Genomic DNA, 23,912 nt, shown 5'->3' with positions numbered 1-23,912 from the left:
CTGAACCGGATTTTTTTGGAAAGGGGTCATGCTAAGAACACGGCACGCGGCGCCGAACGAATGTTTTTGCCTATCGATATTCGTGCCCCGCGCGCGGGCACCCCCGGTAGGAAAGGCGCGCCGACCGCCGCCGATGCCTCGCGCTTGTAGATTTTGCAAGCCGGCGCATGCGCTGCGCTCCCGTGTTGCCGGTCCGGGCGCGGAGCGCGGGCGCTGCAGGCGTGGCCCGGACCTTGCACTGTTCTCCGTTATCCCTCTCTTAATTTCCGATTAAGACGCGATAAAGGAGCGCACCATGGCAGCCCGAGAAGATGCATCAATACGTAACAACCGGATCGAGCAGGACGAGCCCGACCATTTCGTCGAGACGATCGAAGTGAAGGTCTCCGGCGAGGGCAATGGGCTCGTGGACGACGAGACTTCGGGTCATGCCCTGCGGCCGGAACACCCGTCGCCGGGCAAGACCCCGAACGAGCGCCGCGCCGGCGAAGGCGACGCGGACGCGACCAGCCAGTAAACGCGGCACACTGGGCGGGCAGACAATCGATACAACAGCTTACAAAGACACCTGGGACAGGGTCAACGGACCGCGCCGCGCGCCGTTAGTATCGGCATCCACGCAGCAACGAGCAAAGGTGCTCTCCATGTCCAGGTTCCTCATCGCCAGTCTGATCGGTCTTTCCGCCCTCACGGCCTCGGCCGCCGCCGAGGCGCATGTCAATTTCGACATCGGTATCGGCGTGCCGGCCTACGTGGCCGCGCCGCCGCCGGCGCCGGTGTACTACGAGCCCGCCCCCGTCTACATGGCACCCCGCCCCGTGGTGGTCGCGCCCCGCCCTGTGGTGGTGGCGCCTGGCTACTACGACGGCTGGCGCGAACAGCGTTGGCGCGAGCGCGAGTGGCGCCGCGAGCAACGCTGGCGCGAACACGAATGGCGGCGCGACCGGCGCTGGCGTGACGACGACTGACGCACCAGAGGGCGTCGGGCGCCCCCGCCGCATTCCCTGAGCGCGGGCGCCCCGTCCCCGGCGCCACATCCCGGCGCCACGTCGCACTACCGCGTCACGTCCAGTACCCACCCCGGCTCGAGATGGTCGGGGTCTTCCGACAGCCGGTACTGCGGGTTCAGGTTCACCAGTTCCCGCAGCGCGAAGTTCCCGACCTGCTCGTCTGGCGTCATCGGAACGGCATCTGCTGCGTGCTTCTGTTCGTCGGACAGCAGCGTCTCCAGATGCGTGCGCGCAATGCCCCATAGCGTGGCGTCGTTCACGGTGGCGGCCGAGTAGGGCTTGACCGTGACCGTCTCGTCCCGTGGGCGCGGCCTTGGCCGGGAGGTGGACGGATGTCCGGGCCCGGTCGGCCTCGGCCCGGTCTCCGGCGGCTGCGTGGCCGAAGGGGACCCGGGCGCCGTCGTAGGCGATGGCGTTGGCGATGGCGATGGTGCGGGCGTCGGCGACGATGTCGGATCGGGCGTGGACGTCGGCGCGGGCCTGCCCGTGCCATCCTTCTCGTCTTTGGTCAGTTCCATCACGATCTTCGTGACGAAGTTCGCGATCACGCCCCCGCCCAGCAGCACCAGCCCGTACGGCATGGCCTTGCCGTAGAACTTCCACTTGCTTTCCGCGCCCGCATAATCCACCGGCGCTTCATTGCGTGCCAGGCGCAGCGCGTTCTTGTCATTGCGCGAGTTCAGATGGGCGCCGGCGCCGAACACCAGCAGGCTGGCCGCCTCGAACGCGCCCACCACGCCGCCCTGGTGCATCACATCGCCCAGTGCCAGCGGCACCGATCCGAGCGCGTAGCTGTTCATCACGAACTTGCGCATCTGCGCGCCCACCACCGCCGACGGCTTGCCGCCCACGTGATGCCCCAGCCGGTTGGCCACGTTGAACGTACTCAGCACCGGGTTGGCGGCCGCGAACGCCAGCGTGCTGTACAGCAGCGGATCGCCGAAGGCCAGCCCGTTATGGGCAAACCAGAGCACGCTGTTGCCGTTGTTGACGGCCAGGGTGCCGATCTGCAGCGCATCGTTGATCCGGCCCGGCACGGTGTCAGGATGCAGGATGGCGCCGATCACGCCCTTCAGCGCCTGCGTCGCGTCGGCGACCTGCTGGCCCGCATCGGGCGCGTCCCTGCCTTCGCCATGCAGGTGGTGATCGAGTTTCGCCAGTGCGTCCCGGGCTTGTTGCTGATCCGCCGGACGAATGCCCCAGGCATCGGCGCGCCTGCCGCTCAGCCGCGTCGTCAGCCACGCCACGTCGGCGGGCGACGGGTCTTTCAGCCGCGCCTGCAGGCGCACGGTGTGCATGGTGCGCGCCGCCGCCACGCTGCCCCGATAGATAAAGCAGGCCGCGCCGGTCAGCACCGGGTTGACACCCGTGCCCGACGTGACGGCGTACGTGGCACCGGCCATCGCCGCGCTGCTGGCCGCCGCCACCGTCATCGTCGTGGCCATCTTCCACGGCCGGGGGCCGTTGCTGCCGGCCGGCGTCGGCGCGGCCGGCGCATCGTGCGCGATGGTTCGGCGCTGCATGCCGGCGTCCGGGGCGGCCCCGGCGTTGCGCGCGGCGATCTCGCGCATCCGCTGCAGCGTATGCGCGAACGCCTCGCCCTGGTACTCGGTGCTGTGCCACTCCACATGCGTCAGGTCGGCCACCTTGACCGATCCGTCAGCAAACACCGCGAACTCGCCATCGCCAAGATAGGCGCCCGTATCGCGCAGCACGGCTTGCAGCGCGTCCAGATCCCGCACCGACCTGTCGTTGAGCAGCGCCAGCCTTGGGTCGTCAGCCCGGGCGTGGGCGCCGAACAGATCCTTGCTGCTGACGGCATATCGCTCATACCCGATCGCCGGGATGCCCCATAGCGACATATCCGCCGGGCCGAACGTGCGGATCGTGGGCACGCCGCCCGCCGTGGCCGCATCCAGCGCCTCCCGTTCGCTCCGCACCATGATCCCGCTGATCTCGGCATCGTTGGCGATGCCGATGGCCTTGTCCGCGCCCAGCGCAAACACCGTCTTGGCCCCCCCGCTGCCCAGGCGCGGTCCGAGGTAGTCGGCCAGTTCCACCTTCTCGCGCGCCCCGTTCGGCAGCCGCAGGTAGACGCCGCCGTCGGCTTCGATGTCGAAGCGGGCCGATGCATAGGGGTCCCGCGCGGGCTGCAGCCGCCGCCAGTTGCCCGGCTGCGCCAGGTCCACCGCCGGCGTACGGCCGTCCGGCAAGGTGCCGCGTTGCAACGGAAATTCCGGCACCACGACCTCGGTCTGCATGACGTCAGCCACCCGCTGGGCCGCCGCGCGGCCTTGCGGCGACTGCGCGCCATCGAGCGCCAGTACCACAGGCTGCCCCGGCTCCCAGAAATCCGCCAGCGCCAAAGCCAGTTCGTGCGCCGTGACCGGCGCGCCGTCCTGTCCGCGCAGGCCGCCGTCCGGATGCACCGATGCCACGACCACCGTCTGATCGCGCGGCGCGTTCACGCTGTGCGGCCGGTCACCCAGCGTCAGATCGGCGCGGCGCGGCGCGGCGCTGGTCCGTGCAGCCGGCACGGCATGCCCGGCAGCCGGCCTGCCGCCGTGGGTCACACCCACCACGGGCAGCCCGGGTCGCGAACCGAAGAAGCGGCCGCCATTGGTGACGTGGATATCGGCACCCGAGCGCGCCATCGCGTCTGCATCGCTGTTCACCCGCAGGCCGGCACCGTGCGCGATATCGGCGCCGTCAGGCAGCATCGCATCGATCTCCAGCCGGCCATCGCCGCCATAGACGGGGGCGTTCAGCCCGTCGGCCACCTGCTGGGCCAGCGACACCACGCCGTCCTGTCCGAAGCAGTCGTAGAGCAGCACGGGCATGCCTTCCACATAGTCGGGGTGGGCCTGGATACGGGCGATCAGGGCGGCGGCGCCGTGCTTGACGCCGTGCATCACGATGCCATCGGCCACCCCGGTGGCCCGCACCGTGAAATAGCCCGGCACCTGCGGCACCGTCACCCCCACCGCCTCGCCGTCGAAAGTGAGCTGCCCGCCTTCCTGCGCAAGGTCCAGGTGCGCCGGACCGCGCGGAAACTGCGCGAGCTGATCCAGGTGGTCGATACGCCGGCCGTTTTCCCGGCGCGTCAGGGCCACACCGGGCCGGAAGCCCTCGGGCAATGCCACGCGGATGTCGCCGCCATACGCGCGATTCAACACAAACGGCGCGGCGGTCACGCGCCGCCCGTGCAGCGTCAGCGGCACGTGGCCCACGCGGTTGCCATCGTCGATGCGGCCCCGGTAGCCCTGCGTCAGCACCTGCACCGTCACGTCCTGCCCGCCCTGCACGGCGGCATCGGCCGACGCCATGGCCTGCGCCAGCGTATCGTGCGACGTCACCGGCGTATCGTCGCCGCCATGGGTCACCACGTAACGCACACCATCGAGCCGGCCACCGCTGGCATGGACCGCATCGATCGTTGCCGCCACGGCGGCAGGATGCCGCGTCGCCTCCAGCAGCGACCAGCCGCCATCACGCACCGCTGGCGTGCGCGCGCGCGCCACGCCGGCGGCGCCACGGTTGGTGCGCGCCTGCGGCATCGCGTCGCCATGCACCACGGCCCGCGCGGCGGCGCCAATCAGGCTGCGCGCGGAATCGGGGCCGGTCGGCCAGGACTTCGGCGCCGCCCCCGGGCCCGAGGGCCCCTCGCCCATCGCCGCATAACGGTAGAACTCCAGGACGGCAGCATGCACATCGGTGGACATGCCATCCACGGTAGGCTGGTATTCGCGCGAGACGCCGTCCACCGCGCCGGCCTCGGCGGCCGCCTTCAACACGCGGCGCAGTTCGGCAGGCGTCTGGAAGCGGTCGATCATGCCGGCATGGCGCAGCAGCAACGCGGAGATCCCGTAGGCGCCCCAGTTCGACACGCTGGCCGTGACCACATGGTCCGCCGTGACCACGGCGGCAATGTCCTTGCCCCGGCCCGTGCCATCCGCCTCGCCCTTGCCCTTCGGAATCAGCCCGCGCAGCCCGCCCATGCCGGCCTCGTTGCCGCCGTCGCCAATGCCCAGCGTCAACATGCCATCGCGGCCATTGGCCTGCAGCAGAATCTCGTCGATGGCCGGATTGAACCCGTCGATCTCGATGCCGCGCATGTTGTTCTTCGAGCCGTCCTGCGCGCGCGACGGCACTTCGATGGCCATTACGCGGTCAGGGCGCACACGGTCCAGCAGCGCGTTGGCGGCATCGGTGGCCTCGCCCATCGGCGCATCGAACACTTCGATGTTGTCCACCGGCTCGCCCATCTCGCGCAGCACGGCTTCGAGGATGGGCTTGTTGGCCGAATCCACCACGTACGTCACCTGCTTGCCCCGCAGCCGCAGCGCGCGGCCGAGTTCGGCGGTACCCGGCGGGCCATCCGTTTCGGGCTTGCCCGGCGCCACGGAGAACCCGGTCAGCAGCATCACGTTCTTGCCGGACTCCAGCACGTTCGCCGCACGCCCGGCACCGCCTGGCATGTAGAAATCGCGCAGGCCACGGCCGATATAGTTGAAGCTGACGCGGTCCACTGCGCTCAGGTAGCGCCCGCCGTGCAGCAGGGCCATGGCCGGCGACACGTCGGCGGCGTCGCCAAACGGCGTATGGAAAACGCGGATGTCGGTGCGGCTGCCCATCGCATGCGCCAGTGGCGACACACGCCCCGGCCGCCCCGATGTGAACACCATGGTCGGCAACGTCTGGCTGTCGGGCACCTGTGCGATATCGACGGGGTTCGCCAGTACATCTTCGGGCCGCAGCAACCCCTTCTCCACCAGCACCTCCACGCCTTTCCGGGCCTGGTACTGCATCGGGTCCACCAGCTTCACGTTGGGCCGGCCGATTTCCACCAGCCGTGCCTGGACCAGATCGGCCAGCGCCGGGTAGTGCGTGCAGCAGAACCACAGCGACGTGGTCTCGGGCGGGATGCTCTCGGCCGTGATGTCGTTGGCGATCCAGCGTTTCAGTTCGGCCAGCGGCGCGCCCTCGGCCAGGTGCCGCAACTCGTTGACGCCACGCGCCCAGTTCGGCGCCGCGATCTCGCCAACGGTCCGGCTGCCGCCGCTCAGTGCCGACACGGCCTTGGCGTACGCCTGAAGCTCTACCGTGCGCGGCGTGGCCACGATCACCGGATGCGCGCCGCCCTCGCTCAGGATCCACGGCGCCGTCTGCTGGATCAGATCGACCACCCGCGCGGCGTCCACCGTGCCGTCCAGCGCCTCGGGGAACGCCGTGCACGCCGTGTTGCACGCGATCAGGTCCACCGTGCCGTCGGCCTTCTGCACCGCCACCATGCCGTCATGCACCTTGGCGATCAGGTCCGGCCGCGAGCGGTTGCCGTAGGTGCCGGCCGCGTGGTCCGTGAACGCGATGACCTGGACCGCCCGGCCCGTCATCGCGTGGATATGGCGTGCGATGTTCTGCGCGGCCAGCAGGCCGCCGTTGCTGGAATCGAACGCCGTGACGACGATGACATCGTCCGCTACCTGGATGCCGACGTCGCCCACCCTGACGCCCTCGGGCAGGTTGCGCCGCTGAATGCCCTCGAACAGGGCGGACAGTTCCAGACCCTCGGGCAATTGCTCGGCCGCGGCGGCCAGCAGTTCGTACGCGCCCTTCTGGGCGGTCTTGCTCATGCCATGCACGGTGTTCGCGCCGACTTCGTGGGTGACGCCATCGCGCGCGCCTGCGTGCGCCAGGGTTTCGAGCATGTCGCCCACCTTCGCAGCCTCGGGCATATGGCCGGCGCCGCGCATGTAGCGTTGCAGCGCAAAGCCAATGGCCTGCGCGGCCAGGTTCGAGTTCATGCCGGTCACCACCCGGTCGGCCCCAACGTCCGACCACATCTCGAACATCGCCTCGCGCTCGGGCATCTGCGGGGTCACCCGGTCGCGGATGGCGCGCAGGCCGGCCTCGTTGCCGTGATCACCCACCGCCACGGTCAGCACGCCGTCGCGGTGGTTGGCATCCACCAGCAACTGGTCCAGCCGCACGTTGTTGCGCACGCGCTGCCCGTTTTGCAGATGGTATTCGCCATGGGCATTGCGCCCACCGACCTCGATCGAGATCACGGCGTCGGGCTGGTGCTGGCCCAGCAACTGCGCCGACCGCCGGGCCGCATCCCCGGCATGGCGCGCGCCAAACGTTTCGACGCGGAAGTTCTCCTGCTGCAGGTCCTGCCGCAGCATGCGGCGCAATACCCTGGCGTGGGCCGGATCGGTGACGTAGATCACCTCCTTGCCCAGCGACGCCAGGTAGGTGCCCAGCGTGGCGGCGCCCACAATGCCGTTGGTCTCGGCGCCGCCATGGTCGGTCAGCGCACCCGTCACGATCATCACGGTATCGCGGTCCGCCAGCGCGTGCGCGGCCATTTCGGCGCCGTACGGCGTGCCGATCACTTCCATGCTGCCCGGGATCCAGAGCACCTGGTCGATCGGCGACAGGGCGTTCTGGCGCAGCGCCATGGGCCGCGCGCCGGCGGCTTCGGCCTGCTTGACCGGCGCGTCGTGGCCGATGGTACGGCGCTGCAATGGCGTGCCCTCGGCGTCCACGCGTCCGCGACGTGCATGCACCGGCGCGGCATGGATGCGGCGCCGGTGGGCGGCCGCCGATTCCGCGCGATCGTCCGCCGACTGGCGCGACGAACGGCGGCCTTCGGCGGCTCCCGCAAGAAAACGCTCCTGCGCACGGGCCAGCGCGCGATCCATCATGTTGGCGATGACACGGTTCTCCACCATCGCGCCGCGCACCCGCATGCTGAAGAACGTGGACAGCTTGACCGCCGACGGACGACTGGCCGACGCATCCGCGCCGTCGCGCACCGTGGACGGCGTGCGTGTCGCGGCGCGCGGCGCGGCGGCAGGCGCGGTGGGGGGTGTATCGCCCGCCCTGCGCCCCGCGGCAGTTGCCGGCGTACGTGGCTGCGGCGCGCCATCGGCTTCGCCACCCGCGCGGGACCGCGCCGTGCCGGCCTGCCCGTCGCCATCGTGTGCGCCACCGCGCCGGCCCGTGGGCGCCGCATCGCCCGAACGCATGGCGCGTTCGGGACCATCGACCCGCTGGCGCGATGGGCCCGGCGCGGCGGCGTCCGCGCCGGCAGCCATCGTCCGTGCCGCGTCCGGCCCTTCGCCGGCGCGACTGGCCGCCTGGCCCAGCGGATCGGCGCCGGGGCCGCGCGTGCGCTGGTACGTATCGCGAACCGATTCGCCGATGCGCTTCTGGATCGCCATCGGCATCATCTGCGTCGCGCCCATCAGCAGCGATGCCGCGTTCTGCACGATCTCGCTGGTGCTCATGTCCTTTCCATAGCGCGCGAACGCCACGGCCTGCTGGCCGGACTGGTAGCCGCCGATACCGAACCCGACACCGTTCATCACCTTGCTGGTCACGCCCGCCCGCGCAGCCTGCTGCATCATCAGTTCGCCCGCCGCGGTGTTGCCGCTGGCGGCCAGCCGTGCGCCGCCGCGTGCCGCCATGGTGGCGAATTTGGTCAGGCCCATGCCGCCCATGCCGGCCACCGACCCCGCCACGTTCAGCCATTGCGACATGGCTTCCTGGCTGCTGAACGGATTCACCGACCGGCCGTGGTCCGCCATGTTGTGCAGTTCGTACGCCGACGTGCCGATGCCGTAGCCCATGCTCGTGATCATGCCGCCCCAGGCCACCGCCACCAGAGGCGTCAGTGTGCCCCCCGAGCCCACGGCCAGCACCACGCCGGCGGCCGCGCCCAATGCAGCCGCGCCCAGGTTGACCCAGCCCATGGCCCGGTCCCAGCCGGTGGTGATATGGGCGTCCATCGTCTCGTACCCCACGTGCCCGTCCTGGTTCCGGTCGAGATTGCGGTCGGCGATGTAGATCGTGCCCTTGTCGGACAGCTGGTTGTTCTCCTGGAAGTCGCGTTTGGGGTCCTTGCCGTCCTTGCCGTAGACCGCGCCCGCGTCGTCCACCCACATCGTGTTGCCTTCGCGGCCCTTGAACTCGAACACCGCCGACTGGTAGGGCGCGCCGCCCGGCTGCGTGACGTAGATCGGTACCACCGACACCTGGCTCTTGCCGCCCGCGTTGTCACGGATCTCCTGCTTGATGGCATCGATGCCCGCAGGGTCCGCATTCGGCAGCGCCGTGCGAATCGCCTTGTCCAGCGCGGCATCGTCGCCGACATCGGCGGTCAGGTCCTGCTTCTTCATGGCCAGGCCGTCGAAGGCCTGGTTCAGGATCTCGTCCTTGTCCAGCTCGAACAGCTTGTTCTGCTCGGCCACTTCCTTGTCGTCGGGCGCCGCTTCGCTGAAGCCCTTCTTGTACGCACGCTCCAGGTCGCTCGCCGCCATCAACGGGGCGTCATCGCTGTTCCGGAGCGCCTTCGCCAAAGCCACCGACAGGCCGATATGGCCGTGACTGCCTGCGTCGCGTGCGCCACCGTACACGGCGCCCTGCTTCACGCCGGCCTGGTTCTGCATCACCAGGACGTGCACGTCGTTGTCCCGGTCGGCCAGCCAGCGCGCCGTATCCTGCGCGGCAGGGCCGCTGCCGGGGGCAGCCTTGGGGTTGGCCTGGTAGTACGGCTGATCGGCCTTGTCCACCACGGCCGACAGCCCGCTGTAGAACGCATCCCAGTCGTTGTAGCCCGCGCCGCCGGACACATTGCGGCCGGTCCAGTCGTTGCCATACTCGGCCTTCACCGAAGACGCCAGCGTCTGGGCGTCCTCGGGTATCAGGTTCGGCGCCACATCCTGCAGGTACTTTCCGACCTTGTCGGCGTACATGGTCTGCTGGCCCTGGATGTACTTGTTGTCGTCGTCGTAGGTCTTGTTCTTCAGATCCTTGCGCATCGATGCGTCGATCTGCGACTTGAACAGGTCACTATTGAAACGGTCCGCGCGCACGCCCACGTACTGGCTGCGTTCGTCGTCGGTCAGCGCGGCATCCACGCCGGCCTTGCGCGTCGCCAGCGCACCCGCCACGTCGCCGCGGCCAAGCTGCTGGTCGATCATCGTGCCCATCTTGCCGACGCGCACCTCCGTCGCCACATCGGCGAATGTGAACAGGCGCTGCAGGCTCTGCCTGGCCACCTGTGTGTCCGACGCCTTCGGGTCGCCCCCCGCCTTCGTGCTCAACTGCTGCACCGGCGTTGACAGCAGCGCGGACATGTCGTGGACCTGCGTGCCGTCCTTCACCTGCGCGGACGGGTCCTGCTGCAGGTACTTGTACAGCACGTAGCTACCGGGCTGCTCCTTCATCAGCATCCGTTCCGAATTCGGCATGTCGCGCGTCACCGCCGAGTTTGGATCGTTCTTCGCCTCGGGATCGAGCGTCAGGTCCAGCGTCCGCGCCATCGCCAGCGTGGTGGGATCTGTGGCGGCGAGCTTCTTCTCGAAGTCAGTGCGTGGCACCAGGTGGTCGAGCTCGCCCTGCAACCGGCCCTTCAGGTTCAGCCGATCCACCAGCGCGCCCAGCTGCGGGTCGTTGTCGTACCGATGTTTGACCTGGTCGGCGGCCTCGCTCCGGTACCGCTCCGGCACCTTGACGCCCTTGCCGGCCTGCAGGTCGTTCAGCTGCGTCTGCGCGTCGGCCGCGGCCTGACGCGCGCTGCCGAGGCTCTCCTCGCGCAGATAACGGTTATGCAGCGTCGTGTCGTTGCGGGCGGCGTCGAGCGACGCATCGGCATCGCTCTTGTACTGCTTGACCGCCAGCGTGTCGATTTCCTTCTGCAGCGCGTCACCAAAGTCCTGGCCGGCGCGTTCCAGCTCGGCCTGCGCCTGGGTGTCGGCGGTACGTGCCGCCTGCAGGTCGTCATCGAGCCCGGGCTCGGCCCGGCGGATGCCGCCCGGGATCTTCACGTAGTCCGCCTGTTCCTGGGCAAGCTTCGCGGCGGTCTTGTCGGCCTTCTCCTGCGCGACGATGACCTTGAAGCGGGCGCCTTCGGTATTGCGCGCGTCCTGCGTGGTTTCCTTCGCCAAGTAGTCCTTTTTCGTCTCGTCCAGGTTGCCCTGCACGATCGGATCGTCCTTGTAGCGGCCCTTGATCTCCGAAGCCTTGTCGTTGACGGCCTTCGTCACGTCGCCGCCGGTCTTCGCCGCATGGTTGGCGGCCACGCGCAGTTCGTTCTGGACGCCACCCATGACGTTGCCGTACTGCTGGCTGAGCGGCTTCCATTCGGCATCGGTCAGCTCTCGGCCGCCGGCCTTCTTCGCCGCCTTGTCGAGCGCGTCCTGCGCATCCTTCTGCCAGCTGTCGGTCAGCGCCTTCGCGTCCTTCTCGTCCTTTTCCCGCTGGGCTTTTTCGGGATCGGGCGGGGGAGCGTCTTGCTGCGGCTTCGCCTCGGTCGTCGCGTTGGTCTGCTGCAGCGCCAGCGTGGTGTTGCCGGTGTAGACGGCGTTCTGGACCGTTGGGGTATCCGCCCTGGGTTCGGTCTTCGCTGGCGTGGCCTGCTGCGCCTTGGGCGGTTCCGGCGGGGGCGGCTTGGGCTTGTTGGCCTGCGCCTGGGCCTGAGCCTGCGCGGCCTGGCGGGCCTGCTCCTGCGCGCGGCGCTGGGCCTCCTCGGCGGCCTGACGGGCACGTTCGGCCGCCTCCGCCGCCGCGCGGGCTGCTGCAGCAGCGGCGGCGCGGATCGCATCCATGAAATCCAGCATGTCGCTTGTCTCCACGTGGACGCCGGCGTCGCTGCCGGCAGGCCGGCCGCTACCGACCGACTGGCGGATTGTCGCGCGCCGGTGGGCGTGGCGACACTAAGGAAACTCGTAGGGCCGGCCTGCTGCGCGCCCGATCAGAGCCGGTTGTTGTCCAGGTCGGTGACCAGCATGCAGCCCGGCGCGTGCGTGATGCAGATCTCCGGCCTGGCTTCGCGGATCACCGCCTGCGGCGTGACACCGCAGGCCCAGAACACCGGAATCTCGTGCGCGTCGAGCGGCACGGCATCGCCATAGTCGGGCGCCTCGATATCGTCGATGCCGATCAGCGACGGATCGCCGATATGCACAGGCGCCCCATGCACATCGGGATAGCGCGCCGTGATCTCGGTGGCCAGGATCGCATCGGCGGCCGACAGCGGCCGCATCGACACCACGAGCTTGCCGGACAGGCGCCCAGCCGGCCGCGTCTCGATGCCCGTGCGGAACATCGCCACGTTACGGCCCAGGTTGATGTGCTTGAGCGGCACATTGGCCGCCAGCAGCGCGTGTTCGAACGAGAACGAGCAACCGATGGCAAACGCCACGAAGTCGTCGCGCCACAGTTCGGCAATGGAGGTGGTCTCGTGGTACTCGGTGCCGTGGCGGTAGACGCGATACATCGGCACATCGGTGCGGATATCGACATCGGCGCCCAGGTTGCGGAAGACCGGGTCGCCGGGATCGGTCACGTCGATCAGCGGGCAGGCCTTGCGGTTCAGCGCGCAGAACTGGAGGAAGTCGTAGGCCCAGTCGCGCGTCAGGATCACGATATTGGCCTGCACATGGCCGCGCGCCAGGCCGCTGGTATGGCCGCGATAGCGGCCCTCGCGGATCAGGCGGCGCAGGGCGGCGGGGTCGTCGGGCAGGATCGATGCGGCGTGCTGGAGCGGGTGGTTCATGGTGCGGCGTGTGTCTCACGGGAATCTGGTTGTGCAACCGATTCTGGTGGCCGCGCACGCATGCCGTCCAACAAATCTTTCGCGCCTCGCGCGATAGACAATTCCGATGACTACGAAGGTCCGTGGGCCGGTGTGGCCATCTCCTCACCCACGTCGGCGCAGAAGTCCGCCACCACCTGGGTCGCCAACTCCACCACCGATTCGTGCACTTCCAGTCCGGCGCCGATGCGCCATGACGCCACGATTTCCAGCGGCGGCGGGTGGTTGTCGATCTCCACCACCGACAGCGTGCCTTCGGCCAGTTCCTTGCGCACCAGGGCTGGCGGCACGGCACCGATGCCGAAGCCGTCGCCGATCAGTCGCGTCATCGCGGCCACGGAATTCACGCAGTTGATGCGCGGCGACGCCACGCCGTTCAGATGGAACAGGCTCAGGATGTCCTGGTGCGGCCGCGAATTCTTGACGAAGGTGATCACGCGCTCGGCGCCCAGTTCCTCCAGCGACGCGTAGGGCCGGTCGAAGGCGCTGCCGGTGGCCACGATCCAGCGGATCGGGTAGCGCGCCAGCTCGATATTGCGCACCGTCTCCAGCCGCATCAGGTCGGTCTGGAAGATCACGTCGAGATACCCCTTCTGCAGCTGGTCGCAGAGATTCATCGCCGCGTCGGCGGTCAGTTCGATCTCCAGCTCGGGATACGTCGCCATGGCGCGCTTGACCACGGTGGACAGCCAGGTATGGATGACGGAATCCATCGCCCCGATGCGCACCCGCCCGCCAATAATGCGCGACCGGTCCAGCGACTGCCGCATCTGGTGCATCGTGTGCACCATCTTCTCGGCGTAGTCGAGCACGCGCTGCCCCTCGGGCGTGAGCGTGACGCCGCGCGAATCGCGCAGGAACAGCCTGACCCCGAGGTCTTCTTCCAGCACCGCAATGCGGCTGGAAATCGAGGCCTGCGTGCTGAACAGCTTTTCGGCTGTCAGCCGGAAGCTGCGCAGCCGCGCCACCCAGACGAAGGTTTCAAGAAAGCGCAGGTTCATGGCGATGAAAGGACCGGCACGACGCCGAAGCAGACCAGACCTTGCGGCCCGCGCGCGCCGCTGTCAACTCCCCTCCATCGAAAACGCCGGCGTGGTGCGTAGCGCCGCTTCCCGCGCCTCGGCAGCAGCCTCGCGCTCGTCGGCCTCGGCGCGCTGCCGCAACCGTTCCATCGCGCCCAGCATCTCGTCACCGAGCGCCAGCGGGTATTCCGATCCCGCGCCGTTGGGCAGCGCGAAGGGGTCCAGCCATACCTGCCACGTGACGACCGTGGTGCCGGCATCCGGCCCGGCCGCCACCTGCCAGCGGCCGCGCGTGTGGCCCGACAGCTTGCGGTAGCTGTACGACCATGGGCCGCGATCGGTCAGCACGTCCACCGCCGGCAGCCCGCCCGCACGATAGACCATGCGCCGCACCGTTCCCGGCGCGCCGTTGCCCAGTACGACATCGCACCGTCGCAGTGCCGCATCCCATCGGGCGATGGCGCAATAGTCGCCGCCGAGCAGCCACACCCGATCGGGTGATGCCTGCACCAGGATCGACCGTTCCACCGGCGTCATCTGCGCATGCGCGGCGGCACACGCAAGGGCAAGAAGCATGGCGGCGGACACCGCTTTCAATGGACGCATGATGGGGCAGCTGGCGGCATGAAATGGGGAACGGGCACAAGCGTAGCGGCTACCTGCGCGCAAGGCCATTACCGAGCACTCGTAGTGCCACGGCTGCTACGGATTTCCGTAGCGAATGCGCCGGCTGGCGCGCCGTATGCTTACCGCCTTGTCCCGGGTACGGCCCAGGCCCGACGCTCAGGGATTACCCGAAAGCCCCGCGCCGGTGCATCACCCGGCATCCCGCTTTCGTACTGGCTTGCAGCACAGGATTCAATTTTCTTTATCGGACCTTGCCCGAAAAAGTAGTTGGACGTGCAGCGGTCCCGGTTTCAAGAATGCAGGCACCAACGACGCTGCCAGCCTGGGTTCCACGGCCAGCCAGCGCGCTCACCACGAAGAGGATTGCATGGACACGCAGATAGGCAGCATCCCGGGACCGGACCGGCCATCGTCGCACCCGGCCGGCGCACACCCCGACGCGCAGGCCGAGCCGCAGCGCGGCTTCTTCTCCTGGTATCGCGACATCACCCCCAACGAGCGGCGCACGTTCTGGAGCTGCAAGGTCGGGTACGCGCTCGACGCCATGGACACGCAGTTCCTGAGCTTCGTGATCCCGACGCTGATCGCCACCTGGGGCATCTCGCGCGCAGACGCGGGCTTCATCGGTACTGCCACGCTGCTGACATCGGCGGCCGGCGGCTGGGTGGCCGGCATCCTGTCGGACCGCATCGGCCGCGTGCGCACCCTGCAACTGACCATCCTCTGGTTCGCGTTCTTCACGTTCCTGTGCGGCCTGGCGCAGAACTACGAACAGTTACTGATCGCGCGTGCGCTGATGGGCTTCGGCTTTGGCGGCGAATGGACTGCCGGCGCCGTGCTGATCGGCGAAGCCATCCGCGCAAAGGACCGCGGCAAGGCCGTGGGCATGGTGCAGGCCGGCTGGGCCATCGGCTGGGGCCTGTCCGCGCTGCTGTACGCGCTGGTGTTCTCGCTGCTGCCACCCGAAACCGCCTGGCGTGCGCTGTTCCTGATCGGGCTGCTGCCAGCGGTGTTCGTGATCCTGCTGCGTCGGATGGTCAAGGAGCCGGAGGTCTACGTCGAGCACAAGGCCAAGGCCGGCCAGGGCGCCGCCGACCGCAAGTCGTTCGCCGCCATCTTCTCGCCGGGCCTGCTGTCCATCACGGTGCGTGCGGCGCTGCTGACCACCGGCGCGCAGGGCGGCTACTACGCCATCACCACCTGGTTGCCGACGTTCCTGAAGACCGAGCGCAACCTGACGGTGCTGGGCACGGGCGGGTATCTGGCCATGGTGATCGTGGGCTCCTATATCGGCTACGTGATCAGTGCCTACCTGACCGACCGCATCGGCCGCAAGCGCAACTTCATCCTGTTCGCGATCGGGTCGATGACGATCGCGCTGGCGTACACGCATATTCCCGTCAGCAACACGCTGATGCTGCTGCTGGGCTTTCCGCTGGGCTTCTTTGCCTCGGGCATTTTCTCGGGCATGGGGGCGTTGCTGACCGAGCTGTTCCCCACCAGCGTGCGCGGATCGGGCCAGGGCTTCTGTTACAACGTGGGCCGGGCCATCGGTGCGTTCTTCCCGTTCCTGATCGGCCAGGTGAGCCAGCAGATGTCGCTGGGCCACGCGATCGGTATCTTCGCGGCGGCGGCCTACGGCGTGCTGATCCTGGCCGCCCTGACGCTGCCGGAAACACGCGGCAAGCCGCTGGACGCATAGGTGTCCCCGGCGACATATCACGAAGCGATGCAACATGGCCATGTGTAACCGGCCAGTAACCGAAAGTGGCAACGGCGCCACGGCGCTTGCGGCGACGACGCAGACTGGCGTACGCTTCTGACGCGCAGTCGCCCGGCACCTTGCCGCCCAGAAACACAATGACACGGCAGCGTCCGCGCGGCACCCGGCCCTATCCCTCTGACGGGGGCGCGCGAGAGGCCCAGCACGCCTGCGGTCGGGCAATACGCCAGCCAGCACACCGGCCGGCGTCGCGGTGGAAAACAGCGTCAACACAAGAAACGACAGCACGGCCACGGTTGGCCGGGTCAATCGGCAATCCAGACGGGATTCCGGGTCAGCAGCAGTATGTGAGCCAGCCGGCTCGACGTCATGATGGCGCCCCTCGACAAGGCGTGGCGATGCCTGCACCAGTGTTCCGGTGCAGCGATTCGACCATGCCGCCGTGGCGCGAATCCTGGCGCGCTGACGGCAGCTCGAACGGGAGGCGCGGCAGCAGGCTCACAAGGCTGGCATACCGCGCAGCAGGCATACGCACGGAGGCCTTATGACCAGAGTAGAGGCAGGCATGCCCGGCCAGGACGCGGGGGCGTCAGGCATGGATATCGCAAACACGCTGCGCAACACGCGGCCGGCACACACGCCACCATCGATGGCGGTCACGCATCATGGTGTGCGGTTCTATGGCGAACGGCATATCGTTCCCACGCGCGGCAGGCCGCGCCAGGGCGGCACGCCCGGGCTGGTTTCGGCGCTGGCCGCCGAAGGCACGCACGAGGGGCGCTGCGGCGTGATGCAGGCCGCCATTCACGCCATCGGCTTCGACTATCTCGGCTATGGCACCGCCGCCAACGTCGGGGGCCAGATCCAGCCGCGCACGTTCTTCGACACGTACACGGCGCCCGGCTGGCGCGACCGCTATTTCCGCGAGCGGTATTTCGAGATCGATCCGCGCAACCCCCAGCCCGGCATGTTTGGCCTGCCGATGGTGTGGGATGCGGACGACCTCGAACAGGGCATCGACGGCAAGGCCACGCCGCTGCGACTGCGGCGCTTTCTGGACGACCTGCGCGATGCCGGCATCCGCAGCGGGGTGTTCCTGAACCTGCCGATGCCGAGCACCAGCGATATCGTCATCATCAGCTTCATGTCGGGCATCGAGAGCCGGCGCTGGATTGGCGACACCGTGCTGGGCCAGGCGCTGACGCTGGGGCTGGGGCTGCATGAATTCCTGACCTGCCACGCGGAGATTCCGGCCACGGCCGAAAAGCCGCGCGAGGGCCTGTCGGATGTGCAGCGCGAAATCCTCGCCTGCCTGGCGCAGGGGCTGTCCGACAAGCAGATCGCGCGCCAGATGGCGATGTCGGTCTTCAACGTCGACTATCACATGCGCCGCCTGCGCAGCCACTTTGGCGTTCGCAACCGCGTGCAGCTGGCCGCGGCGGCAACGCTGCTGCGCCCAGCGGGCGTACGCATCGGCGGCCCGCGCGAAGTGCTGGCGGAGGTCTGAGCCGTTCGCCTGACCGGCCCGCCCGGATCACGTCTCGCCCGTCGCCCAGCGCATCAGTTCGGCCACCCGCTCGAACAGGTCGCGGTCGATCGGGCGATCCAGCGGCACCTTCAGATAGAGCTGCATCGCCAGGTCCGAATCGAACGCCGACGGAATCAGGTAGTCGGCGGCGGCCTGGCGGATGCGCGCCGCCACCTGCGCGCCACCCTTGGCCAGCACGCGCGGCAATGTGCCGGGCCCGTCGTAGCGCAGCGCCACCGCGTACTGCGTGGAATAGACCACCGCCGTCGATACGCGCACGCGCTCACCCACCCCGAAGAACGCCGCCTCGAAGAACGCGGCTCGCCGCCGGCCGGCCACGATCGGATCGCCTTGCGTCTCGCGGTGCTCGCGGCGGTACTCCTCCACGCTCATGCGTTGCTGCTTCATGAACTCGTGGCGCTCGTGCACATAGTCGATGACCGCCATGACCAGGAAGATCAGCGCCGCCCAGCAGCACATGCGCAGCAGGATCCAGGCAATCAGCACCAGGATCTCGGCAGGCCGGGCATGGCCGGTGCGCACGCCGTCCTCGATCGCGCCGCGCGCGAGCACGTAGACCAGCCCGGCCAGCAAGGCGATCTTCAGCAGAATCTTGGCCAGGTTCAGCAGGTTGCGTACGGCGAACATCCGTTTCAAACCTTCGGCGGGATTGAGCCGGCTCAGGTTCGGCTTGATCTGCTCGAACGCCACCAGCGGCCCCACCTGCACGAACGCGCCCACGATGCCGCATAGCAGCGCCACCACCGCCACGGGCAGCACGCCCATCAGCAGCAGCCGCGCGCTGGCTTCGCCCAGCACCAGCATCTGCTGGTCCTGCAGATGCTGCGGCACCGCGCCCATGGCGTTGTGCCACAGTGCCTGGAACAGGCGCACGAAATAGCGGCCCAGCACCCACAGCACCGCCAGCACGCCCAGGAACACCACCGCCGACGTGACGTCGCTGCTGCGCGGCACCTCGCCGCGCTTGCGGGCATCCTCCAGCTTGCGGTGGGTGGCTTCCAGGTTCTTTTCGCTACTGTCGCTCATGGCGAGACCCCTGCCGCGCCGCGCCGCAGCAGTTCGATCAGCACGTTGTCAGGCCGCAGAAAACCCTGCAGCGTGTCGACCATCACGGCCAGCATCAGGGCCAGCATCAGCAGGGCGACGGTGATCTTCACCGGCTGGGCGAACTGGAACACGTCGAACTGCGGCACGAACCGCGCAATCAGCGCGAAGCCGAGTTCCACGATCACCAGCAACAGCAGGATCGGCGCGGCAAGCTTGACCACCCACGAGAACATCGTGCCGGCATAGGCGGTGGCGTAGCCCAGCGACGCCAGCGACATCTCCGGCCCGAACGACATCACCGGCCAGAACGCGAACGACTCGACGATCACGCCGGTCATCGCAAAGAAGCCGCCAAACGCGGCGAACAGCGCAATGCCCAGGTGCGACAGCAGGTTTTCCATCGGCCCGTCCTCCTGTTGCGTCACCGGGTCGAAGAACGTCGCGTTGCCCGAGCCGGTCTGGAAGTCGATCAGTTCGCCCACCATCTGCAGCGCCACGAAGAACAGCCCGAACGCCATGCCCAGCAGCAGGCCGATGAACGCCTCCTTGAAGATCAGCGCCAGCCAGAGCCCGCCCGCCATGTGGTCGAGGTCGATACGCGCGCCCGGCGACACGAACAGCGCGATGGCCAGTACCACGCCGTTGCGCGCCACGCCAGGAACGGCCTGCTGCGACAGGAACGGCAGCACCGTGAACGCCGTCAGCAGCCGCGGCATCACCATGACGATGGGCATGATGACCTCGCGTCCCCAGTGGAACAGCCATGCCGGATCAATCATCGCGCCCTGCATGCCTAGCCCTCCGACTGGCGATGCCAGCCCCGCACGGCCGCTTCCTCGACCGCGTCTTCCTCGTGCCGGTCCCCCGCGTGACGCGCCTCGTCACGCAGGCGCGACACCAGCTCGCGCACGCCGTGCAGCCGCGCATGCGCGCGCAGCAGTTCCCGGCGGCTGTCGTCGAACGCCGCGCGACGCCGCTCCACTTCGTCCAGTGCCTCGCCCAGTTGCGCGTTGGCGCGGGCGATGCGCGTATCGAACGCCGCCTGCCAACCCTGGGCATCGAGCAGGCCGGCGACCGATACGCCGCCCTGCGCCGCGCCTTCGGGCAGCCGCGTCAGGAATGCGGCACGGTCCGCCAGCGCGCCACTGACCACCCGCTGCGCCGCCTCGGCAGCCTGCAGGCCTTGCATCACATGGGCGCGCTGCTGCTGCATGGCGCGCATGGCATCGTCGTGACGGCGCTCGCGCACCGCTTCCAGATCGTCCAGCCGGTGATCGCTCATGCCTGGGATCCCATGATTTTCGGCGGCTGCACAGCGGCCGCGAGCTTGTCCAGCGCGGCCGCGAAGGTGTCCAGCCGTTCGGCCGGCTGCGACACGTACGCACGGATGGCGCCAATCGCTGCCACGGCCGCATCGGCTTCGCCGTCGGCGCCCGGGCGGTATTCGCCGATCTGCAGCAACAGCTCCATGTCGTGGAACTTCGCCAGCAGCTGACGCAGCCGCGCGGCATCGTGCCGGTGCGCGCCGCCTGTGACCTGCGGCATGACCCGGCTGACCGACTTCAGCACGTCGATGGGCGGATACTGGCCGGCGCTGGCCAGCTTGCGCGACAGCACGATATGGCCGTCCAGGATCGAGCGCACTTCCTCGGCAATGGGGTCGCCGTCGTCCTCGCCTTCGGTCAGCACGGTGTAGGCCGCTGTGATCGATCCCTGCGCGCTGGTGCCCGCGCGTTCCAGCAGTTGCGGCAGCATCGAGAACACCGAGGGCGGATAGCTGCGACGCGTCGGCGGCTCGCCCCCGGCCAGCCCGATCTCGCGTTGCGCGCGCGCCAGGCGCGTCAGCGAATCCACCAGCAGCAGCACGCGCCGGCCCTGATCGCGAAAGTGCTCGGCAATCGCCGTGGCCGTGTAGGCGCAGCGCACGCGTTCCATTGGCGAACGGTCGGACGTCGACACCACCAGCACGGTACGCGCCATGCCCTCCGGGCCAAGGTTGTATTCGATGAACTCGCGCACCTCGCGCCCGCGCTCGCCCACCAGCGCCACCACGTTCACGTCGGCGCTGGCGCCGCGTGCCAGCATCCCCAGCAGCGTGCTCTTTCCCACGCCGGGCGGCGCGAAGATGCCCACGCGCTGCCCTTCGCCCAGTGTCAGCAGGCCGTCGATGGCGCGCACGCCGGTGGCCAGCGGTTCGCGGATCAGCCGGCGCGTCAGCGGATCGGGCGGCTCGTTGTCGACCGGCACGCGCGTGACGCCCACCAGTTCGCCCTTGCCGTCGATGGGCTCGCCCAGCGCATCGAGCACGCGCCCCAGCAGCGCCGCGCCCGCCGGGCACTGCGGCCCGTGCAAGGCGGGCAGCACTTCGGTCAGCGTGGAAATGCCGGTGGTGCGACCCAGCGGCGTCAACACCGCCGTCTGCTGCATGAAGCCAACCACCTCGGCCAGCAGCGGCGCCTCGCCCGGCGTGACCAGCTGGCAGATCTCGCCGATATGCGCCTGCACACCGGTGGCATGGATCAGCATGCCCACCGCCTTGCTGACGCGGCCGCGCATCGACACCGGGGTGAAGTGCTCGAATGCACGGCCCAGGTCGGCCGCCGCATGGGCCAGCGCAGATTCGATATCGGCGGGTTGCAGTTCGGTGGCCATGGCAGGTCTCCCTCAGCCCGTGCGCAGGCGCCGGGCAAACGCTTCAAGCTGCGCCTGGAGCCCCACGTCGATCGAGCCCGATGGCGTCAGGATGCGGCACGCATCGGGGTCGAGGGCCGGCTCCACCACCACGTTGGCGCGGCGCGGCCAGTCCAGCGTCTCTGCCAGTTGATCCAGCAGCGACCGCACGGCCTGCTCGCGGCCCAGCGGAATCTGGATCGTGATGAACGGCTCGGCGCGCACCAGGGCTTCGATGCGCTGCAGCGCCACTTCGAGAATCAGATCCGGGTCGAGCTCGCCGGCAATCTGCTGCACGGCCTTCATGACGATGTCCGCCATGGTGCGCCGCATGCCAGCCAGCTGGCGCTCGGCCTCGGCGGCGGCGCTGACCTGCGCGGCGGCGTGGTCGGCCTGCGCACGCGCCCAGCCATCGCGGTAGCCGTTCTGGCGGCGCAGTTCGGCTTCGCGCTGCGCCTCGGTGCCGATGTGCAGCGCCTCGCGCCGGGCGGCCTCGATGACCTCCGAGGCATCCATCAGCGCCGCATACTCGGCTTCCTTGAGTACCTTGCGTTCCGACAGCAACTGCAGGTTCTCGCTCGTGATCAGAAAAGCCAGTGCCATGCGGAAAACCGTTCGGGAATCAGGTTAAGCAGCATCAGCTCGCGCAACTGCGCCACCTGGCTGCGCGAAAGCGGGGCCGGCGGCAACATGGCCAGACGGCGCGGCGACTTCTGCATCCACACGCGCCGCAGCGGCGCGTCATAGACGTCCAGCAGGCCGCCCAGCAACCGATAGCCGCGCTCTGCCATCAGTCGCGCGGCGCACGCGGGCCGCGCGCGCATTGGCGCGAGATTCATCGGCACGTCGGCCAGATCGGGCACGCGCTTCAGCAGAAAGGCCACCGCCTGGGGATCGATGCGTCGCGCGGCGCGCCGCATCGCGCGTGGCGTGGCACCCACCAGCCGGCTGGCCAGCGGCTCGATGCTCTCGGCCAGTTGCGCCGGCACCATGCGGCGTTCGATGGCAAAGCCGGCCTTGTGGACCGCCAGTCCCATCCAGATCGCCAGCAGGCGCAGCGCGCTGCGTTCGATCAACACCACGCGTGGCAGAGGGTCGGCGCCGGTCAGCAGGGCCAGCAGGCGCTCCTGCGCCGCCGCGTCGCCGGCCAGGTTCAGCGGCGCCCCCAGCAGGCCGGCGGCGGCATCGCCGAAACAGTCGGCGCGGCGCAGGCGCAACGGCCAGTCTGCCGGCAGCCAACTCGGATGCAAGTGCATGAGCGGGCGTTGCAACAGGTCGGCGATGGCGTGCGCCAGCGCCGCGTCCGGCAACACCGGCGCAGCCGGCGCCAGCGCGGCGAGCAGGACGCCTGCCGGCACGCTCATGACGCACTCCGCGCGGCACGCCGCGGCGGCCAGCGCAGGTTGCCGCGCCGCCAGGCCAGCACGCCCGCGCCCATCAGCGCCAGCGCCAGCGCCAGCACCGCCATCAACGCCATGGCGGCAAAGCGCGCCACCGGAAACGCGGCTGCGCCGGGATGGTTCGCCACGGGCACCGGCGTGTACGGGCGTGCTTCCACCAGCGACAGCGACACGCTGTCATGCGTCACGCCTTCAATGCTGTGCGCCACCATGTCCTTGACCGTCGGCACCAGCAGGCGCAGATCCACGTCGGGTCGATGCTTGATGAATACCGCAGCCGACGACGGCCGGATCTTGTCTGACAGCGGATCGGTGGCCGGCACCACCACATGCACGCGCGCCGTGACTACACCATCTATATTGCGCAGCGTCTCCGACAGCTCCTGCGACAGTGCGTAGATGTAGCGCATGCGCTCTTCGGTCGGCGTGGCCACCAGCCCCTGCTTCTGGAACACCTGGCCCAGCGAAGCGAACCGCTCGCCGGGCAGGCCTTCGCTGCGCAGGATTTCCAGCGCCTGAGGCAGTTGCGATTCCTCCACGCGCACGCTCCAGCCGCCATTGCCGCTGCCGGCCGAATCGCCGTCCGACGCGCGCACTTTTTCCGCGTCGATGCCGTCCGCCGTCAACGCAGCCAGTATCTGATTGGCCTCTGGTTCGTTGAGCGACGCATAGAGATCCACCTTGCAGCCCGACAGCGCCAGCAGCAGCAGGACAGGCAGGACGCGGAGGCAACGGTTGGCGGTGGCGATCATTGCTGGTTCTTGAGCAGGTTGTTGAACAGGTTGGTGCCGGCGCTGCCGATGCTGGACGTGACGTTGATCGACGAGAACAGCTCCAGCGACTGCGTCTGCAGCAGCATGGCCTGGTACACGACGTCACTGGTGTTGCCGGTGTGGATGGCGGCAAACATGTCCTGGCGCAGCGATTCCAGCCGCGCGGCCTGGCGTGCCGATTCCTCGCCAGCCGATACATAGCCCTGGCGAATGGCGTTGCCCAGCGTCGTCGACGACGGATCGCTGGCGGCCTGCACGGCACTGGCCTGGCGCGAGCCATCGGCGGCCTGTGCGCCGCGGACCATGCTGGCGAAGGACTGGGCATCGGCGGCATCGGCCGTCGCGGCATGCCGCGCGGGTGGCGCCTGGTGCGCGGCCAGCGCGGCACTGTCGGCCGCCTGGACGGCGGCTTGCGAGCCGGTGCCAGTGGCGCCAGCGCCGGCCACCGGCGCCACGGCGGCAATCGTGTTGGGATCCATCATGGTGCTC

16 protein-coding genes are annotated in these 23,912 nt (G+C 68.8%); 4 read left to right on the top strand and 12 right to left on the bottom strand.

All coding sequences use genetic code 11. From position 1 onward, the window contains the following. The first annotated feature begins 295 nt into the window (after positions 1–295). Together AC3G88_RS27170 and AC3G88_RS27165 are read left to right on the top strand one after the other, a co-directional pair. Entirely contained in the window at positions 296–517 is a 222-nt protein-coding gene (locus tag AC3G88_RS27170) for a hypothetical protein (protein WP_488894327.1), read from the top strand. Positions 518–644: 127 nt separating this feature from the next. Then, the gene (locus tag AC3G88_RS27165) at positions 645–968 is read left to right on the top strand and encodes a hypothetical protein (protein WP_488894326.1); all 324 of its coding nucleotides are present in this window, start codon (positions 645–647) and stop codon (positions 966–968) included. Positions 969–1,054: 86 nt separating this feature from the next. Here the strand turns inward: AC3G88_RS27165 and AC3G88_RS27160 are convergent, their stop codons facing one another. The 4 genes from AC3G88_RS27160 to AC3G88_RS27145 all read right to left on the bottom strand — a co-directional run bounded on the left by AC3G88_RS27160 (position 1,055) and on the right by AC3G88_RS27145 (position 14,210). Further along, positions 1,055–11,635: an LWXIA domain-containing protein gene (locus tag AC3G88_RS27160; protein WP_488894325.1), complete on the bottom strand. Its 10,581-nt coding sequence runs from the start codon at positions 11,633–11,635 to the stop codon at positions 1,055–1,057. 134 nt (positions 11,636–11,769) lie between these two features. Further along, positions 11,770–12,573: a putative hydro-lyase gene (locus tag AC3G88_RS27155; protein ID WP_487522639.1), complete on the bottom strand. Its 804-nt coding sequence runs from the start codon at positions 12,571–12,573 to the stop codon at positions 11,770–11,772. Between the two features lie 110 nt (positions 12,574–12,683). Next, the gene (locus AC3G88_RS27150) at positions 12,684–13,613 is read right to left on the bottom strand and encodes a LysR family transcriptional regulator (RefSeq protein WP_488894324.1); all 930 of its coding nucleotides are present in this window, start codon (positions 13,611–13,613) and stop codon (positions 12,684–12,686) included. Between the two features lie 63 nt (positions 13,614–13,676). Continuing rightward, on the bottom strand, positions 13,677–14,210 hold the full coding sequence (locus AC3G88_RS27145; RefSeq protein ID WP_488894323.1) for an SRPBCC family protein: 534 nt from the start codon (positions 14,208–14,210) through the stop codon (positions 13,677–13,679). Between the two features lie 418 nt (positions 14,211–14,628). Here AC3G88_RS27145 and AC3G88_RS27140 point away from each other — a divergent pair, with 418 nt between their 5' ends. Together AC3G88_RS27140 and AC3G88_RS27135 are read left to right on the top strand one after the other, a co-directional pair. Then, the gene (locus AC3G88_RS27140; RefSeq protein WP_488894322.1) at positions 14,629–15,963 is read left to right on the top strand and encodes an MFS transporter; all 1,335 of its coding nucleotides are present in this window, start codon (positions 14,629–14,631) and stop codon (positions 15,961–15,963) included. A gap of 565 nt (positions 15,964–16,528) precedes the next feature. Further along, positions 16,529–17,491 carry a helix-turn-helix transcriptional regulator gene (locus AC3G88_RS27135; protein ID WP_487522635.1) on the top strand — a complete coding sequence of 321 codons (963 nt, stop codon included), beginning with the start codon at positions 16,529–16,531 and terminating at the stop codon, positions 17,489–17,491. Between the two features lie 27 nt (positions 17,492–17,518). On the opposite strand, the gene AC3G88_RS27130 is transcribed toward AC3G88_RS27135, so the two are convergent. From AC3G88_RS27130 to AC3G88_RS27095, 8 genes are read right to left on the bottom strand one after another with little or no spacing between them, the layout of a single operon-like run. Next, complete coding sequence (locus AC3G88_RS27130; protein WP_488894321.1) at positions 17,519–18,559, bottom strand: EscU/YscU/HrcU family type III secretion system export apparatus switch protein; 1,041 nt, start codon at positions 18,557–18,559, stop codon at positions 17,519–17,521. Then, a complete protein-coding gene (gene sctT / locus AC3G88_RS27125; protein ID WP_488894320.1) occupies positions 18,556–19,359 on the bottom strand; it encodes a type III secretion system export apparatus subunit SctT in 804 nt (267 codons plus the stop codon). Before sctT ends, AC3G88_RS27130 begins: the two co-directional genes overlap by 4 nt. A 14-nt stretch (positions 19,360–19,373) precedes the next feature. Then, entirely contained in the window at positions 19,374–19,862 is a 489-nt protein-coding gene (locus AC3G88_RS27120) for a type III secretion protein HrpD (protein ID WP_488894319.1), read from the bottom strand. Then, positions 19,859–21,232: a FliI/YscN family ATPase gene (locus AC3G88_RS27115; RefSeq protein ID WP_488894318.1), complete on the bottom strand. Its 1,374-nt coding sequence runs from the start codon at positions 21,230–21,232 to the stop codon at positions 19,859–19,861. The genes AC3G88_RS27120 and AC3G88_RS27115 overlap by 4 nt, the downstream gene beginning before the upstream one ends. Before the next feature lie 12 nt (positions 21,233–21,244). Continuing rightward, the gene (gene sctL, locus AC3G88_RS27110) at positions 21,245–21,853 is read right to left on the bottom strand and encodes a type III secretion system stator protein SctL (protein WP_488894317.1); all 609 of its coding nucleotides are present in this window, start codon (positions 21,851–21,853) and stop codon (positions 21,245–21,247) included. Then, positions 21,835–22,614 carry a type III secretion system protein SctK gene (locus AC3G88_RS27105; RefSeq protein WP_488894316.1) on the bottom strand — a complete coding sequence of 260 codons (780 nt, stop codon included), beginning with the start codon at positions 22,612–22,614 and terminating at the stop codon, positions 21,835–21,837. The genes sctL and AC3G88_RS27105 overlap by 19 nt, the downstream gene beginning before the upstream one ends. Further along, positions 22,611–23,402, bottom strand: coding sequence for a type III secretion system inner membrane ring lipoprotein SctJ (gene sctJ, locus AC3G88_RS27100; RefSeq protein ID WP_488894315.1), 792 nt, complete (start codon positions 23,400–23,402; stop codon positions 22,611–22,613). Before sctJ ends, AC3G88_RS27105 begins: the two co-directional genes overlap by 4 nt. Continuing rightward, positions 23,399–23,905 carry a hypothetical protein gene (locus AC3G88_RS27095; RefSeq protein ID WP_488894314.1) on the bottom strand — a complete coding sequence of 169 codons (507 nt, stop codon included), beginning with the start codon at positions 23,903–23,905 and terminating at the stop codon, positions 23,399–23,401. Before AC3G88_RS27095 ends, sctJ begins: the two co-directional genes overlap by 4 nt. Positions 23,906–23,912: the final 7 nt, after the last annotated feature.

Source organism: Cupriavidus sp. 86D6 (genome assembly GCF_057815095.1).
Note: the sequence above shows the minus strand (reverse complement) of the source record. Positions and strands in the feature narration are given on the sequence as shown.

Bases quoted from the DNA above. Each gene is read 5' to 3' on its own strand.
- AC3G88_RS27170 (WP_488894327.1), top strand. From the start codon at position 296: ATGGCAGCCCGAGAAGATGCATCAATACGTAACAACCGGATCGAGCAG.
- AC3G88_RS27165 (WP_488894326.1), top strand. From the start codon at position 645: ATGTCCAGGTTCCTCATCGCCAGTCTGATCGGTCTTTCCGCCCTCACG.
- AC3G88_RS27160 (WP_488894325.1), bottom strand. From the start codon at position 11,635: ATGCTGGATTTCATGGATGCGATCCGCGCCGCCGCTGCTGCAGCAGCC.
- AC3G88_RS27155 (WP_487522639.1), bottom strand. From the start codon at position 12,573: ATGAACCACCCGCTCCAGCACGCCGCATCGATCCTGCCCGACGACCCC.
- AC3G88_RS27150 (WP_488894324.1), bottom strand. From the start codon at position 13,613: ATGAACCTGCGCTTTCTTGAAACCTTCGTCTGGGTGGCGCGGCTGCGC.
- AC3G88_RS27145 (WP_488894323.1), bottom strand. From the start codon at position 14,210: ATGCTTCTTGCCCTTGCGTGTGCCGCCGCGCATGCGCAGATGACGCCG.
- AC3G88_RS27140 (WP_488894322.1), top strand. From the start codon at position 14,629: ATGGACACGCAGATAGGCAGCATCCCGGGACCGGACCGGCCATCGTCG.
- AC3G88_RS27135 (WP_487522635.1), top strand. From the start codon at position 16,529: ATGACCAGAGTAGAGGCAGGCATGCCCGGCCAGGACGCGGGGGCGTCA.
- AC3G88_RS27130 (WP_488894321.1), bottom strand. From the start codon at position 18,559: ATGAGCGACAGTAGCGAAAAGAACCTGGAAGCCACCCACCGCAAGCTG.
- sctT (WP_488894320.1), bottom strand. From the start codon at position 19,359: ATGATTGATCCGGCATGGCTGTTCCACTGGGGACGCGAGGTCATCATG.
- AC3G88_RS27120 (WP_488894319.1), bottom strand. From the start codon at position 19,862: ATGAGCGATCACCGGCTGGACGATCTGGAAGCGGTGCGCGAGCGCCGT.
- AC3G88_RS27115 (WP_488894318.1), bottom strand. From the start codon at position 21,232: ATGGCCACCGAACTGCAACCCGCCGATATCGAATCTGCGCTGGCCCAT.
- sctL (WP_488894317.1), bottom strand. From the start codon at position 21,853: ATGGCACTGGCTTTTCTGATCACGAGCGAGAACCTGCAGTTGCTGTCG.
- AC3G88_RS27105 (WP_488894316.1), bottom strand. From the start codon at position 22,614: ATGAGCGTGCCGGCAGGCGTCCTGCTCGCCGCGCTGGCGCCGGCTGCG.
- sctJ (WP_488894315.1), bottom strand. From the start codon at position 23,402: ATGATCGCCACCGCCAACCGTTGCCTCCGCGTCCTGCCTGTCCTGCTG.
- AC3G88_RS27095 (WP_488894314.1), bottom strand. From the start codon at position 23,905: ATGATGGATCCCAACACGATTGCCGCCGTGGCGCCGGTGGCCGGCGCT.